Origin of the sequence: Arenimonas sp. (assembly GCF_019459675.1) — a bacterium.
Classification (GTDB): Bacteria; Pseudomonadota; Gammaproteobacteria; order Xanthomonadales; family Xanthomonadaceae; genus Arenimonas.
In genome coordinates, this window is record NZ_JAIBFH010000098.1 from 1 (window position 1) to 15,254 (window position 15,254).

General features: G+C 69.3%; 13 protein-coding genes. 8 read left to right on the plus strand and 5 right to left on the minus strand.

Annotated elements, in window-relative coordinates:
* Positions 1 to 122: 122 nt before the first annotated feature.
* Entirely contained in the window at positions 123 to 2,027 is a 1,905-nt protein-coding gene (locus K0M70_RS03600; protein ID WP_290779407.1) for a M13 family metallopeptidase, read from the plus strand.
* Complete coding sequence (gene rapA / locus K0M70_RS03605) at positions 2,027 to 4,873, plus strand: RNA polymerase-associated protein RapA (RefSeq protein ID WP_290779409.1); 2,847 nt, start codon at positions 2,027 to 2,029, stop codon at positions 4,871 to 4,873. Before K0M70_RS03600 ends, rapA begins: the two co-directional genes overlap by 1 nt.
* A gap of 22 nt (positions 4,874 to 4,895) precedes the next feature.
* On the opposite strand, the gene K0M70_RS03610 is transcribed toward rapA, so the two are convergent.
* Positions 4,896 to 5,546 carry a rhomboid family intramembrane serine protease gene (locus tag K0M70_RS03610; RefSeq protein WP_290779412.1) on the minus strand — a complete coding sequence of 217 codons (651 nt, stop codon included), beginning with the start codon at positions 5,544 to 5,546 and terminating at the stop codon, positions 4,896 to 4,898.
* Positions 5,547 to 5,586: 40 nt separating this feature from the next.
* Here K0M70_RS03610 and K0M70_RS03615 point away from each other — a divergent pair, with 40 nt between their 5' ends.
* On the plus strand, positions 5,587 to 6,270 hold the full coding sequence (locus K0M70_RS03615) for a 2OG-Fe(II) oxygenase (protein ID WP_290779415.1): 684 nt from the start codon (positions 5,587 to 5,589) through the stop codon (positions 6,268 to 6,270).
* On the opposite strand, the gene K0M70_RS03620 is transcribed toward K0M70_RS03615, so the two are convergent.
* Positions 6,173 to 6,589: an MGMT family protein gene (locus tag K0M70_RS03620; protein ID WP_290779418.1), complete on the minus strand. Its 417-nt coding sequence runs from the start codon at positions 6,587 to 6,589 to the stop codon at positions 6,173 to 6,175. The genes K0M70_RS03615 and K0M70_RS03620 overlap by 98 nt on opposite strands.
* A gap of 40 nt (positions 6,590 to 6,629) precedes the next feature.
* Here K0M70_RS03620 and K0M70_RS03625 point away from each other — a divergent pair, with 40 nt between their 5' ends.
* From K0M70_RS03625 to K0M70_RS03635, 3 genes are all read left to right on the plus strand, one after another.
* On the plus strand, positions 6,630 to 7,037 hold the full coding sequence (locus K0M70_RS03625) for a hypothetical protein (RefSeq protein ID WP_290779420.1): 408 nt from the start codon (positions 6,630 to 6,632) through the stop codon (positions 7,035 to 7,037).
* Between the two features lie 103 nt (positions 7,038 to 7,140).
* The gene (locus K0M70_RS03630) at positions 7,141 to 8,460 is read left to right on the plus strand and encodes a hemolysin family protein (RefSeq protein WP_290779422.1); all 1,320 of its coding nucleotides are present in this window, start codon (positions 7,141 to 7,143) and stop codon (positions 8,458 to 8,460) included.
* A gap of 36 nt (positions 8,461 to 8,496) precedes the next feature.
* The gene (locus tag K0M70_RS03635) at positions 8,497 to 9,120 is read left to right on the plus strand and encodes an exopolysaccharide biosynthesis protein (RefSeq protein WP_290779424.1); all 624 of its coding nucleotides are present in this window, start codon (positions 8,497 to 8,499) and stop codon (positions 9,118 to 9,120) included.
* 12 nt (positions 9,121 to 9,132) lie between these two features.
* On the opposite strand, the gene K0M70_RS03640 is transcribed toward K0M70_RS03635, so the two are convergent.
* The 3 genes from K0M70_RS03640 to K0M70_RS03650 form a co-directional block, all read right to left on the minus strand.
* Positions 9,133 to 11,253 carry an EAL domain-containing protein gene (locus tag K0M70_RS03640; RefSeq protein WP_290779426.1) on the minus strand — a complete coding sequence of 707 codons (2,121 nt, stop codon included), beginning with the start codon at positions 11,251 to 11,253 and terminating at the stop codon, positions 9,133 to 9,135.
* Positions 11,250 to 12,137, minus strand: a complete 888-nt coding sequence (locus tag K0M70_RS03645) for a phosphate/phosphite/phosphonate ABC transporter substrate-binding protein (protein WP_290779428.1) — start codon at positions 12,135 to 12,137, stop codon at positions 11,250 to 11,252. Before K0M70_RS03645 ends, K0M70_RS03640 begins: the two co-directional genes overlap by 4 nt.
* Before the next feature lie 106 nt (positions 12,138 to 12,243).
* Positions 12,244 to 13,014, minus strand: a complete 771-nt coding sequence (locus K0M70_RS03650) for an RNA methyltransferase (protein WP_290779430.1) — start codon at positions 13,012 to 13,014, stop codon at positions 12,244 to 12,246.
* Between the two features lie 104 nt (positions 13,015 to 13,118).
* Between K0M70_RS03650 and K0M70_RS03655 the strand changes: the two genes are divergently transcribed.
* Both K0M70_RS03655 and K0M70_RS03660 read left to right on the plus strand, forming a co-directional pair.
* Positions 13,119 to 13,925, plus strand: coding sequence for an inositol monophosphatase family protein (locus tag K0M70_RS03655; protein WP_290779432.1), 807 nt, complete (start codon positions 13,119 to 13,121; stop codon positions 13,923 to 13,925).
* Positions 13,926 to 14,299: 374 nt separating this feature from the next.
* Positions 14,300 to 14,740 (plus strand): GNAT family N-acetyltransferase, encoded by a 441-nt coding sequence (locus tag K0M70_RS03660; RefSeq protein WP_290779434.1) that lies wholly within the window; start codon positions 14,300 to 14,302, stop codon positions 14,738 to 14,740.
* The last annotated feature ends 514 nt before the right edge of the window (positions 14,741 to 15,254 follow it).

The window sequence follows — 15,254 nt, forward strand, 5'->3', positions numbered from 1 at the left end:
GGGGGGTTCAGCCCCTGTAACAGGGCCGGGCCGCGCCGGGGCCGTTTTCTTTTTTGGCCCTTTTATCTGCCCCCGGGGCCGGCACGGCGTTAGAATCCCGGTCCCCTACAACGGAGTCCGCGATGCCCACCCGCATGCGCAAGCTGTTTTCGCCCCTGCTCGCCGGCCTCCTGGTGACCTTGGCCGCCGGCCCCGCCGCCGCCCAGCGCGCTCCGGCCGCGCCCGCCGCCTGCGCCGACTTCTACAGCCATGCCAACGCCGGCTGGCTGCGCCAGAACCCGCTTCCGGCGGGCGCGAACTCGCTGACCCGCTGGGACCAGCTCAATGCCCTGGGCCTGTCGCAGCGCGACCAGGTGCTGGCGGCCACCACGGCGCCCGCGGGCGCCACGGTCTCGGTCCGGCTGGCCGACCTGTTCGCCAGCGCCCAGGACGAAGCCGCCATCGAGGCCGCCGGCCTCACGCCGGTGAAGCCGCTGCTGGCCATCATCGACAAGATCAAGCGCAGCAAGGACATCGCCCCGGCGGTCGCCGCGCTGCACGCCGCCGGAATGCCGGTGCTGGTGGACCTGCAGGTGCTGCGCGACAACCAGGGCAATCCCTACGCGCAGGTGGGCCCCGCGGGCCTGGGTCTGCCCGACGCCGGTTTCTATGCCAGCGCCGACCCGCTGGTGCAGCCGGTAGAGGCGCGCTACCTCGCCACCGTGGCGCAATGGCTGAAGCTGGCCGGCACGCCCGAGGCCAAGATGGTCGAACAGGCGGGCTGGGTGGGCCGCATGGAGCGCGACCTGGCCAAGGCCACCCTGGCCGGCCGCTCGTTCCAGGTGATGAACATCAAGGAAGCGCAGAAGCTGGGCGGCAGCATCGACCTGGGCGCCATCCTCAAGGCCCACGGCCTCAAGGCCAGCCAGGTGGCCCTGTCCACCCCGGAATTCTTCCGCGCGCTGGACACGCTGATCGCCAATACCAAACCCGACCAGTGGAAGGCCTACCTCAAGGCGCAGGTGCTCAGGGACATGGCGCCCAACCTGGCCAAGGGCTTCAACGAGCCGTGGGGGCAGCTGTATGAGGTCACGCTCGCCGGCCAGCCGGCCCCAACGCCGCGCGCCGTGCGCGCCCGTCGCGTGCTGGAGGCGCGCGTGCCGGAGCTGCTGGACGCGGCCTACACCCAGCGCTTCCTGCCGGTGCCGCGCCAGGAGCGCGCCCAAGCCGTTGCCGCCGCGGTGAAAACCAGCGCCCTGGCCGCCGTGGACGCTGCCGCCTGGCTCAGCCCTGCGGGCAAGGCCGCCGCGCGCCAGCGCCTGGAGGGCATGCAGATCCAGATTGGCGTCAATGCGCCGGACAACCTGTTCGACAGCCTGAAGTTCAGCCGCCAGGACCTGGCCGGCAACACCCTGGCTTTGCGGCGCTGGATGATGCCCTACGCCCTGGTTCGCGCCCGCGCCGCGTGGCCGGCCGAGCAGTGGCAGCCCCTGGTGGCCTGGCTGCCGCAGGAAAACCGCCTGCTGGTGACCGCCGCCACGCTGCAGCCGCCGCTGCTTGACGATGCCGGCAGCGCCATGGACTTCGGCGCCTTCGGCGCCCTGCTCGCGCAGCAGATGAGCCTGGCCATCCAGACCTGGGACGGTGCCGATGCCTCCGCCTGGAGCAAGCGCGCCACGCCGCTGATCGCGCAGTACAACGCCTACTCGGCCACCGGCGGCGCCACGCGCGTCAACGGTACGCGCAGCTTCCTGCAGAACCAGGCCGACCTGGCTGGCGTGGAGCTGGCCTGGAACGCACTCAACGCGCAGGGCAAGCCCGATGCCGCCGCGTCCAAGGCCTTCTTCACCGGCTGGGCCGGCCTCTGGGCCCGCCAGGACAAGGACACCGCCCTGGCCGCCGCGCAGGCCACGGCCAACCACGCGCCCGGCAAGTGGCGCGTCAACGGCCCGCTGTCCAACCTGCCCGCGTTCGCCGATGCCTATTCCTGCAAGGGCAAGGTCGCGATGCAGCGCCCGGCCAAGGACCAGGTCGCCCTCTGGCGCTGATGAATACTTTCGCTCCCGGCCAACGCTGGTTCTCCAGCGCCGAGCCCGAACTGGGCCTGGGTACCGTGCTTCGCCTTGCCGGACGGCAGGTGCAGATCGTCTTCACCGGCACCGGCGTGGTGCGCATGTATGCGCTGGGTTCGGCACCGCTGCTGCGGGCGGTGTTCCGGCCCGGCGAACGCATCCGCGTCGGCGGGCAAGACAAGACCGTCGAGAACGCCGAACTGCTGGACGCGTTGATCCACTACACCTGCGGCGGCTCCGTGCATGCCGAGGGTGAGCTCGACGCCGAACAGCCCGTGTCGCAGGCCGACTCCCGCCTGCTGTCCGGACGCGTGGACCGCAACGACCAGTTCGAATTCCGGCGCGAATGCCTGCAGCGCCGCGCCGACGCCCGGGCCCATGCCGGCTGGGGCGTGCTGGGTGCGCGCATCGACCTGATCCCGCACCAGCTGCGCGTGGCCGAAACCGCGGCGCAGCGACGCCCGCCGCGCCTGCTGCTGGCCGACGAAGTGGGCCTTGGCAAGACCATCGAGGCCTGCCTGATCACCGCCCAGCAGCTGGCCAGCGGCCGCGCCCGGCGCGTGCTGGTGCTGGTGCCCGAAAGCCTGGTGAACCAGTGGTTCGTCGAACTGCTGCGGCGTTTCAACCTGGCCTTCGCCATCTACGACGAAGAGCGCTGTGAATCGCTGGAGCTGACCGAACCGCAGGCCAATCCGTTCGAGGACGAACAGTGCATCATCGCCTCCGTGGACTGGCTGGCCAGCCACGACAAGCGCACCCGCCAGGCCATCGCCGCCGGCTGGGACCTGCTGCTGGTGGACGAAGCGCACCACCTGGTGTGGACGCCGGAATTCTCCAGCCCGGGCTATGCCCTGGTGGAATCGCTGGCCGCGCGCACCCCGGGCCTGCTGCTGCTGACCGCCACCCCCGAACAGCTGGGCCTGGGCGGGCACTTCGCCCGCCTGCGCCTGCTCGACCCCGCGCGCTACACCGACCTGGACGCCTACCGCGCCCAGTCGCGCGGTTACCAGGCGCTGTCTGCCCTGGCCGAACGCCTGCTCGAAGGCGAGGCGGTCACCACCGACGACATGGCCACGCTGGCAGGCCTGTTCCCCGGCGAAGAAGACGCCCTGGTCGCCCGCCTGGCCCGCATTGCCGCCGGCGACGACTATGAGCGCGATTTGCTGCTGGCCGACCTGGTGGACCGCCACGGCACCGGCCGCGTGATGGTGCGCAACCGTCGCGCCGCCGTGGGCGGCTTCCCCGTCCGCGTGCCGCACGTGGGCGTGCTGCCCGTGCCCGAAGATCCCACCGCTCTGGGCCGGCTGCGCGCGGAGTTCGCGCACGACGTCGGCGACACCGACGACGAGCCGTCGCACGACTACGCCCGCGACCCCCGCACCGACTGGCTGCTGGGCATCCTGGACGCCGTGGCGCCAGCCAAGGTGCTGCTGCTGTGCCGTTCGCGCGCCAAGGTGCAGGCGCTGGAAGAAGCCCTGCGCCTGCGCAGCGGCCTGAAGGTCGCCCGCTTCCACGAAGACATGAACCTGCTGCAGCGCGACCGCAACGCGGCCTACTTCGCCGACGCCGACGGCGCGCGCCTGCTGATCGCCAGCGAGATCGGCGCGGAAGGCCGCAATTTCCAGTTCGCCCAACATCTGGTGATGTGGGACCTGCCGCTGCACCCGGACATGCTGGAACAGCGCATCGGCCGCCTGGACCGCATCGGCCAGCGCGGGGACGTCAACATCCACGCCGCCGCCGTGGCCGGCAGCGCCCAGGAAGTCCTGCTGCGCTGGGTCCACGAAGGCCTGGACGCATTCCGCGGCGTGCTCGCCGACGGCCGCGAACTGCTGCGCAGTTTCGGCGCCGAACTGCTGCTGCTGGCCGAACAGGACAGCGACGCGCGCGAACCGGCGCTTACCGAACTCATCGCCCGCAGCCGCGCCCGGCATGCCGAACTGGCGCTGGCCATCGCCCAGGGCCGCGACCGCCTGCTGGAACTGGGCAGCCGCCGCGGCGCCAACGACGGCGCCCTGCTGGCCGCACTGCGCGACGACGACCAGCACGCCGCCATGGACGACCACGCGCTGCGCCTGATGGAGGCCTTCGGCGTTCACAACGAATCCCTGGCCCCCGGCATCTGGCTGCTCGACCCCGAGCACGTCACGGTGGACGGCCTGGAAGAGTTCAAGAACGGCCCGCGCATGGTCACCTTCGACCGCAACACGGCCCTGGGCCGCGACGACCTGCTGTACCTGCGTGCCGACCACCCGCTGCTGCTGTCGGCCGGCGAGCTGTTGATCTCGGGGGAGTACGGCAACGCCGCCTTCCTGGTGGACGACAGCCTGCCGCCGCGCACCGTGGTGATGGAAGCGGTGAACCTGATTGAATGCGTCGCCCCCGCCGGACTGGACGTGGAGCGCTACCTGCCGCCGGCGCCGCTGAGCGTGGCGGTGGACACGCGCCTGCAGGTCAGGCCCGAGTTCTCGCCCGGCGAACGCTCGCGCCTGCGCGCCGGCGACCGCGTGTTCGACCTGTCGCCGCAGCGCAAGGTGCTGGCGGCGCTGGTGCCGCCGATGCTCGAACGCATCCGCACGGCCACGCTGGAGCTGGCGCAGACGCGCATCGACGCCGCCGTGGCCAAGGCCGACATGCTGCTGTCGAACGAGATTGATCGCCTCACTGCGCTGGCCCGGGTGAACCCTTCGGTGCGCCCGGAGGAGATAGCGCAGCTGGAAAGGGAGCGCGACCAGGTGCTGGCCATCCTTCCCACGGCGCGCCCGCGCCTGGACAGCCTGCGCCTGGTGGCAAGCACCGACTTCCTGCAGCTGCGGCGCTAGGCCCGCGGAAACCTGGCCGCGGTCAGCGGACCAGGCGCGGACCGGGCGGGCGACGTCCGCCGAACGGCGGCTGGCCGCGCCAGTAGCGGATCATCAACCAGCCGAACAGCATCCCGCCCAGGTGGGCGAAATGCGCGATGCCCGAGCTGGTGTTGAACACGCCCAGCAGCAGTTCGATGGTGCCAAACACGATCACGAACGTGCGGGCCTTCATCGGAATGGGCGGTATCAGCAGCATCAGCTGGCGGTTGGGAAACAGCATGCCGTAGGCCAGCAGCAGCCCGTACACGCCACCCGACGCTCCCACGGTGGGGTAAACGCCCTGCCCCGTGATACCGGTGGTCGCCACCAGCAGCTGCACCAGGCCGGCGCCCGCCACGCAGGTGATGAAATAGGTCAGGAAACGCTTCGAGCCCCACGTGGCTTCGATGGACCCGCCAAACATGTACAGCGCGAAGGCGTTGAAGAACAGGTGGCCGAAGCCGCCGTGCAGGAAGCCGTAGGTGAGGATCTGCCACGGAAGGAAGCCCACGAACGTGCCGTCGCCGACCGGGTACTCGCCCAGTGGCCACAGCGCCAGGTAGCGCATCATTTCTTCCGGCAGCAGGTACTGCAGCAGGAATCCCGCGCCCAGGGCCCAAAGCAGGCCGGTGGTGACCGGTGGCATGCGCATGCGTGGCGTTTCCCAGGGAAAGTGCGCCTATCATACCGCCATGCGTTCCACCCCTTCGCTCCTGCACGGCGACACGCCGTTGGACGAGGTGGCCGCCGACCTGCGTCGGCGCGACTGGACCGTGCTGGCCATCGACCCCGCGCATCCGCTGCTGCTGGGCGCCGCCGCGGAAGCCCGCAACCACCTGCTGGCGCACCGCCTGCGGCCCGCCTCCACCGGCCGCGACGACGGCCTCCGCCTGGCCGGCCTGCGCGGCGACGACACGCTGTGGCTGGACGATCCGGCCTGCGGAACGGCGGCCGCCGATCTGCTGCAGGCATTCGAGCAACTGCGCCGGGGACTGAACGAGCGGCTCACGCTGGGCCTGGCCCACGTCGAGGCCCACTTCGCCCACTACCCCGTTGGCACCGGATACGCGCGGCACCGGGACAGCTTCCAGCGCGACGATGCCCGGGTGCTGTCCCTGGTGCTTTACCTCAACCACGGCTGGCCCAGCGACGGCGGCGGCGCGCTTCGCCTGCACTTGCCCACTGGTTGCCGGGACATTGCGCCGGCCCAGGGCACGCTGGCGCTCTTCCTGAGCGCCGATGTCGAACACGAAGTGATGCCGGCAACGCAGGCGCGCTTCAGCGTCTCGGCCTGGTTCCGGCAGCGGCCGCAGCCGGTCCAGCATTCGCCGCGGCCTGCGCGTCCGGCGGCGCCCACAGCATTTCATCCAGCGTAGGCGCCGCCCGCTGCCCGCGCACGCGACCGGCCTCCACCCGCACGCCTTCGGCACGCAGCCGCTGCACCTGTTCATCGAAACCCGCCGAGCCCGCTGGAAACGCCACTCGCCCATCCGAGCGCAGTACGCGGTGCCAGGGCAGGCCCTTGTCACCGCCTGCCGCCAGCACCCTGGCCACCAGGCGGGCGCAGCCGGGCAGCCCGGCGCGGCGCGCAACCTCGCCATAGCCGGCCACTTCCCCCGCCGCGATGGCGCCCACCGCCGTTTCGATCAGGCGGCGGCGTTCATCGGCTGTCTGGGGGTTAGGCTTTGGCGGCATGGGGGTTTAGGATAACGCTCCCTCATGTTTTAGCCCCCCCATGCAGAACTTCGAACAGATCCGCGCCCACCTCCAGGGCAAGTACAAGCTCACCGCCAGCGAGCCCTACCTGGCCTGCGTGCAGCTGTCGCTGTCCCAGGGCCGCCGCCACCAGAGCATCTTCCTGTCGGAAATGGTGGGCGAAGACAGCCGCCCCTACCTGCGCGTGAGCACCGTCATCGCGCCGATGACCGGCATCGACGCCCGGCGCATGCTGGCCTTCAACTGGGAAAGCCGACTGGGCTACCTGGCCCTGGGCGAGCTCGACTCCGTGCCCTACCTGCAGCTGTGCGAAAACCGTCCCTACGACACCTTGAACGGCGCCGAGCTCGACCGCCTGGTGCTGGAAATCGGCGGCCTGGGCGACCAGATGGAGCGCATGCTGTCGGCCGGCGGCGACCTGCTTTAAGCGGTAGCCCCCGAACTGGCCGGGCCTGCGGAGGCTCTGTGGCATAGTGTCGGCTTCATCCACCCCCTGAACGGAAGTTCTTGCCGGCCCTGTCCGGTGGCCCATGACCCTCGAAATCGCTTTGGTTCTGCTGCTCATCCTGTGCAACGCCTTCTTCGCCATTTCGGAGATGTCGGTCGTCACCAGCCGGAAGGCCCGGCTGCGCCAGATGGCCCAGGAAAGCCGCCGCGCCCGGAAAGCCCTTGAGCTGGCCGAGCACCCCGAGCGCTTCCTGAGCACGGTACAGGTCGGCATCACCTCGATCGGCATCCTGACCGGCCTTTACGGCGGCGAGAGCATCGGCAACCGCGTGGCCGAGGCGCTGGCGCCGCTGGGGCTGGACGCCGACCTCACCCAGGGCATCGGCACCGGCGTCGCGGTCACCCTGATCACGTACTTCAGCATCATCATCGGCGAGCTGGTGCCCAAGCGCATCGCGCTGCTGGCACCCGAGCGCATCGCCAGCGTGGTGGCCGTGCCGATGAACATCATCTCGCTGGTCGCCACGCCGTTCGTTTACCTGCTTTCGCTGAGCACCCGGACGCTGCTGCGCCTGCTGGGGCTCAACCGCGGCAATGACAGCCAGGTGTCGGAAGAAGAAATCCGCATGCTGGTGGCCGAAGGCCATGAACAGGGCGTCATCGACGTCGACGAACGAAACATGATCAACCGCGTGCTGCGGCTGGGCGACCGCAGCAGCGCCGGCCTGATGACGCCGCGCAAGCGCATCGTCTGGCTGGACGCGGCGGCCAGCGTGGAGGAAAACCTGGCCACCATCCGCGACAGCCAGCACGCCCGCTACCCGGTTTACCGCAAGGACGACAGCGACGTGCTGGGCGTGCTGGAAGTGAAATCGCTGGCCGGCCTGATCGGACTTCGTCCCGACGCGGTGCCCGACCTGTTCTGCGACCTGCGCCCGGCGCTGTTTGTTTCCGAGTCCACGCACGCCCTGAAGCTGATGGAGATCTTCCGCGAAGAACAGCAGTCCATCGCCATCGTGGTGGACGAGTACGGCGACATCGAAGGCATGGTTTCGGTGAACGACCTGCTCAACGCCGTCCTGGGCCGCGCCCAGTCCGGCGAGGACGGCGAAGACGAAGAAATGGTGGTCACCCGGACCGACGGTTCGATGCTGGTGGATGGACGCCTGTCGACCGAGGACCTGCGCGAAATTCTCGAGCTCAACACCCTGCCCGGCGAAGACGACCACGACTACCACACCGTGGCCGGCATGGTGATCGCGCGCTTCGGCCGCATTCCCCACGCCGGTGAACTGTTCGAATGGCGCGGCTGGCGCTTCGAGGTGGTGGACCTGGACGGCGCACGCATCGACAAGCTGCTGATCAGCCGCCTGCCCGACCTGGACGACCCGGAAGGGGTTTAGGCCGGATAAAGCCGTACCCCGCCAGACTGCCGCGCAATGAGCCCAGAAATCAGCACCCGTGCCCTGCTGCACGCCATTGCCAACGGCGACCCGACGCAGGACCTCACGCTGGGCGGGCTGCTGGACCAGTTCAAGACGCGCGCCTACGGCGTCTTCCTGCTGATGAGCGTGTTGCCCGCCTTCGTGCCGCTGCCGGTGGGTGCCGGCGCGGTCAGTGGCCCGCTGGTCAGCCTAATCGGCCTGCAGCTGCTGGCCCAGATGGAACATCCCTGGGTACCGGCCTTCCTGTCGCGTCGGCCGCTGTCGCGCCCGGGCATGGTGAAGTTCCGCGACCGCACGGCGCGCCTGTTCCGGTGGTTGGAAAAAGTCAGCCGCCCGCGCACCGAAGTGATCATCGACCATCCGGTGGCGCGCACCTTCACTGGCCTTCTACTGGTGCTGCTGGGCTTCCTGCTGGCGCTGCCGATACCGACCACCAACTATCCCTTCGGCCTGATCCTGCTCACCTATGCCATGGCCCTGATCGAGCGCGACGGGAGGCTGATGCTGCTGGCCTGGGCGCTGGGCGTGGCGCAGCTGGTGGTGGTGGGGGTGTTCTCGTCGCAGATCGCGGTGCTGGCGGGCGAAGCCTTCACCTGGGCCGGCAAGTTCTTCGGCTGAACCCGGCGCCGGTTACTCCTGGAAGCTGCGCAGTATTTCCGCAGCGGGCATCGGCCGCCCCAGCCAGAAGCCCTGGCCCTGGTCGCAGCCGCGTTCGCGCAGCACTTCGTACTGGCCTTCGGCTTCGATGCCCTCGGCCACCACGGTGATGCCCAGCGAATGCGCCATGGCGATGATGGCCGACGTGAGCGCCAGGTCGTCGGGGTCGCGCAGCACGTCGGCAACGAAGCTGCGGTCAATCTTCACGCCGTCCACCGGCACCCGCCGCAGGTGGCTGAGGCCCGAGAATCCTGTGCCGAAATCGTCCAGCCAAACCTTCACGCCGGTGGCGCGCAGGCGCGACAGCAGCGCGCTGGCCTGCACTTCATCGCCCAGCACCGCCGTCTCGGTGAGCTCCACGTGCAGCTGGCGCGGCAGCACGCCGGTGCTGGCCAGCGCGCTGGCCACCACGTCGGGCAGGTCGCCGGTGCGCAGCTGGCGCGGCGAGATGTTCACCGACACGAACGGCGGCTCCTGGCCCGGCTGTGACCACTCGGCGGCGTCGCGGCAGGCCTGCACCAGGACGTTGCGCCCGAGGGCCTCGATCAGGCCACTTTTTTCCGCCACTTCAATGAACACCGACGGCGGCACCACGCCCAGCACCGGATGCTGCCAGCGGCAAAGGGCTTCGGCGCCCATCAGGCGACGGTCCGCCAGCCGGTAGATGGGCTGGTAGTGCACGCTGAGCTCGCCGCGGTCCCAGGCGCCGCGCAGCTCTTCCTCCAGCTGCACGCGGCGCTCCACCGCCTGGTCCATCGCCTTGCTGTAGAAGCGGTAGCAGCCCTTGCCGGCCACCTTGGCCTGGTACATCGCGATGTCGGCGTTCTTCAGCAGCGGGCCTGCGGCCGACGCGTCGAAGGGGAACAGCGTGATGCCCACCGACGCCCCCAGGAACACCTGCCGCCCGCGCAGCACCAGCGGCCGCTGGACTTCCTCGATGATCGATTCGGCCAGCTGGCCCGAGCTGGTGCGGATGTCTTCGGCCATGAACAGCACGATGAATTCGTCGCCGCCAAAGCGCGCGATCTCCGCGCCCACGCCGCCCAGCCGCTCCACCGCCAGGCGGATGCGCATGGACAGTTGGCCCAGCACCTCGTCGCCGGCCTCGTGGCCCAGCGTGTCGTTCACGCGCTTGAAGTCGTCCAGGTCCACAAACAGCAGCGCCAGCTCGCCGCTGGTGGCCTGCAGCGTCATCAGGCGCTCGTCCAGGGCCTCGCGGAACGCCAGGCGGTTCGACAGGCCGGTCAGTGAGTCGGTGTAGGCCATGCGTCGGATGTCGCGGTCGTGGCGGGCCACGCTGTCGCTCATTCGCGAGAAGGTGCGCACCAGCTCGCCGATTTCGTCCTGCCGATCGGACTGCACGCGCACGTCGGCGTAGCGACCCTGCTCGATGCGTACCGCGGCCTCCGCCAAACCCTGGATCGGCTGCACCACGCGCCGCTGCAGCAGCCACATGGCGCCCAGCGCGATGATGCCAAGGGCCGCCAGCAGGGCCAGTATCCACGCCAGGTGTTCGTTGCTGGCGGCCTGCAGCCGGTCGCCCAGCGGCACCAGCATCTCGATCTCACGGCGCGTGGCGCCGTCGCGCGACAGGCCCACCCGCACGCCACCAATGCGCTCGTCGCCGATACGGATCGGGCTGGCGACATCAAGAAGCTTCTCGCTCCACTGGGCATGCACGCCGCTGGCGGCCAGCGCCTCGTAGGCCATCGCGTCGGACATCGGCTGGCCGAAGGCCGGGATGTCGCCCGATCCGTCGTGCACCACCTGGCCGTCGGCGTCGTGGATCACCACGTAAACCACGTCGGGCTGGCGCAGCGCGGCGCGCGCCAGTTCGCCCAGCTTGGCCAGGTCGAGGTAGTAAAGCGGATTGGTGGCGGCTTCGGCGAGCTGGCTGGAAAGGGTCTGGCCACGGGTGAGCAGGCCTTCGCGGGACATCTCGCGCAGCGCGGTGGCGCTGAGCTCGCGGGCGTCCTGGTTGCTGCGCTTTTCGTGCAGCCACAGCGCGGCGAACAGCACCACAACCACCGCCATGGTGGCGACCAGCATCAGCAGCAGTTCGCCGCGCAGCCCCAAGCGGAAGGGCAGCCTCACTCCAGCGCCTCGCGGATTTCGCGGGCGCCGCGGCGCAGTTCGTCAAGCTGTTCGCGGGTGTTGGCGTCGGCTTCGTAGAAGCCGGTGGTGCGGAAGAACTGCCGCAGCGCATCGCGCGCCTGCGGGTCGGTGCTGGCCCCCAGCAGCACCTGCTTGAGGCGATCGGCCACCGCCGGATCCAGACTGCTGCTCACCAGCTCCATCGCCCGGGGCACCGGTTCGGTGGTGTGGATGATCACCAGGTCGCGGCGGAACACCTCGGACACGCGCTGCAGCGACGCCCAATCCTGGTCGCTGAAGCCACCGGCATCCACCAGCCGCTTGTGGACCCACGCGGACAGGTTGGCGTCGGTGTTGGCGAACACGTAGCCCAGGCGGCCCGGATCGCGGCCTTCCAGCGGCGACACCATCAGGCTCATCGGCAGGCCCTGCGCGCGCAACGTCATGGCCGGCACCAGGTAGGCGCTGGTGGATGAGGGCGACTGGAAGGCGATGGTGCGGCCCAGCAGCTGCGACAGTTCGGTGATGCCGCTGTCGCGGCGCACGAAGATCACCGACCGGTAATCACGGGCGCCGGCGCGTTCGGTCAACAGCAGCGGGCGGGCCCCGGCGCGGTCGGCCAGCAGCAGGCCGGTGCCGGGCGTCTCGGTGACCCAGTCCACTTTGCCGCGGCGCAGGTAGCTCATCATCTGCTGCGGATCGCGCGCCATCAGCACGCGGCCCTCGGTGATGCCAACGCTGCGCATGCGCGGCACCACGTAGTCCAGCAGCGGCTGCAGCTGTTCGTAGTGGCGGCGGGGGTCGTCGCTGATGCGCCCAAGCACCAGAACGCCATCGGCGGAGTGGGCCAAGCCGGCCAGTGAAAGCAGCAACAGCCCCAGCACGCGCCTGGCGCCACCGGGGATTGCGCTTTGGTTTGTTGGCGTCACTGAGGGGCTCGAGGGGGTGGTCGCGGGGCATGCCTACTGTATGCGCCCGGGCTTGGCGGCGCTAGGCGCGGCCGCCGCGGGCGATGCGCGCCATGCGCTGGGCCTCGGCCAGGATGCCGCGCAGTATCTTCACCTCCCGGGCGTCCAGCCCGGCCCGCAGGTACAGGCGGCGCAGGCGCTGCATCACCATTTCGGGCGGCTTGCCCTTGTGGAAGTCGATCTCGTGCAGCGCCTGGTCCAGGTGCACGAAGTAGCGCTCGAGCTCATCGGCCGTGGCCGGCGGCTCGACCTCGGCCACCGGCATCGGCCGGCCCGAAGGCAGCCCGCCGTCCGCAGCGTCCAGGACGGCCAGGCGCAGTTCGTAGGACAGCACCTGCACCGCCGAAGCCAGGTTGAGCGAACTGAAGTCGGGGTGGCTGGGAATGCCGACCGACGCATGGCAGCGCTGCAGCTCTTCGTTCTCAAGGCCGGTGCGCTCCCGGCCGAACAGCAGCGCCACCGGGCCGTGCCCTACCCCTTCCAGCAGCGCCCTGGCGGCCTGGCGCGGGCTCATCTCGGGCAAGGGCACGTGGCGCCGGCGGGCGCTGGTGCCCAGCACCAGGTGGCAGCCGGCCAGGGCCTCGTCCAGGCTGGCGTGGACCGGGGCGGCGGCCAGCAGGTCGTCGGCGCCGGCGGCCAGGGTATTGGCCTCGGGGTCCGGGAAACGCTCGGGCGTGACCAGGTGCAGGGCCGACAGGCCCATGGTCTTCATGGCGCGGGCAGCCGAGCCGATATTGCCCGGGTGCTGGGTGCCCACCAGGACGATGCGGAGGTTGTGGATGGAAGTAGTCATCAGCTTCTAGAGGCCCGAGCCGGGCCAACCTGTTATCCTTTGCGCCGCGCCGGCTTGACCGGCACCCAGTTCTTCTCACAATCCAGCGGTCTTTGGACGGGCATATGCAGAAACCTGTCGTCAACGTCATGGTCAAGGCGGCCCGTTCGGCCGGCAACTTGATCCTGCGCCACATGAACAAGCTCGACAGCTTGAGCGTCTTCGAGAAATCGAAGCAGGACTACGCCAGCGAGGTCGATTCCCAGGCCGAGGCGGAGATCATACGCGAGCTTCGTCGCGCCTTCCCGGACTACGCCATCCTTGGCGAGGAGTCGGGCGCCATGGGTTCGGGGCGCTACACGTTCGTCATCGATCCGCTGGACGGCACCTCGAACTTCCTGCGCGGCTTCCCGCACTTCTGCGTTTCCATCGCGCTGTGCGAGGGCGGCGAGCCCACGCACGGGGTGATCTTCGACCCGCTGCGCAACGAGCTGTTCACCGCCTCGCGCGGTGCCGGCGCGGTGCTCAACGACAAGAAGATCCGCATCGGCGAGCGCAAGGACCTCAACGGGGCGATGCTGATCACGGGCTTCCCGCCGCGTGAACGCGCCCGCCTGGCCCCGCACCTGGACACGCTGCGCACGGTGCTGGGCGAGGCCGAGGACATCCGCCGCACGGGTTCGGCGGCGCTGGACCTGGCCTACGTGGCTTGCGGCCGCGCCGACGCGTATTTCGAGGCCGGCGTGAAGCCCTGGGACATCGCCGCGGGCATCCTGCTGGTGCGCGAAGCCGGTGGCCGGGTCTGCGACTTCCGCGGCGCCAGCGACCGCCTGCTGATGTCGGGCCAGATCGTGGCCGGCAACCTCAAGATAAGCGAAACGCTGCAGAAGGCCATCGTGTCGTCCAACTACGCGGCCGCGTTCTCGGTCTGACGGGTTCGCGGCTGCATCGGCGTGCGCTTGGCGCACGACATGGGCCGGCGCGGCGAGCGCCGCCCCACACACAGGGCACCCCTGCCCGGCGTCTTGCTAGCGCCATCCCTGGCAGCAAACGCCGGCCGTTCCGGGCCTCCTGCCCTCCACTTCAGGGGTACCCTTTGTGTGTGCCGTCGCCCCGATCGGCGGGGGCACACCGCAGCAAGGTCAACAGCCCGCTTCGCACGAACTTATTTCGCGATCACAAGGTCAGCTTCCGACCCGAAGCGGACGTCTGCCGCTAACGGGTGGATTCCGAGATCAGAAGTACAATCGCGCGTGTGATCCCGGCCTCTTCTCGGAACCATGGCCAAGCAATCAACGGAGCTGTGATGATCGCCCTTTCCCTTCGAATCGCCGACGATAGCGATCGAGAATTCTGCGAGCAGCTCAATCGCCGAAACATGAGCGCCTACCTCGCTCGGAGAGGAATCGAGTGGGATTCGGCGCGTTTCGAAGTCAGCTGGCAGGACTTCGAGAACTTGATCATCTTGAATTCGTCGTTCGCGGTTGGGCATATGAGGCTGACACCCGAGCCTCCGACGCTAGGCCTTCGTGACCTCCAGATCCTCCCCGAATACCAGCACCAGGGGATCGGCTCTTGGGCGGTTCAACAGGCAAAAGCCATGGCCGAATCGCGCAGCTTTCGTGGATTGAAGCTTCGCGTGTACGAGGAGAATCCCGCGACGGCGCTCTATGCGAGGCTTGGGTTCAGGCCCGTCTCGACCATTGCCGGGACTGTACATTTGGTTTGGGACACACCCTCCGACTGACCGCTCCTGGCCGGGAGCGGAAGTCGGCCGCCCGCAGCGATTCCAGTCGCCGCCCCCCAGCGGGCAGACTCAGTCAACACCACAATCGCTGATCAGCTCTTACCGGCGCGATGGTCAAAGTAAACCAGCGCCTGCAGGCTTTGAGGGCGAGCCCTGACCGCAGTCGTCGCCATGGCCGGATGCCCCGGTGTGCGCGCCAAAATCCCACACCCGCCGCCGGGCGGATAGGTCTCCCGGTCTGGCCGTCTTCCACGCTGGCGAGGCCGCAACATCTCGCGTCCGAAGGGACGCGCGCGACGAGACGGGTCGGTGGCAGGTGCCTCGGCCAGGTCAGCCAAACCCGCACCGCAAGAAAGATGCCCGGCATTGGTCCTGAGCCCACACGCGCAAGCTTCGAAGCGCGCGGCCACGAGCCTTCCGTCACGAAATAAAGTCACCCCGCACCGGCGGCGCCGTGGAAGCGAGGGTCACTTCCTGCGATTTAAAAGGCCTTGCCATGAGCAGGAAGTGACCC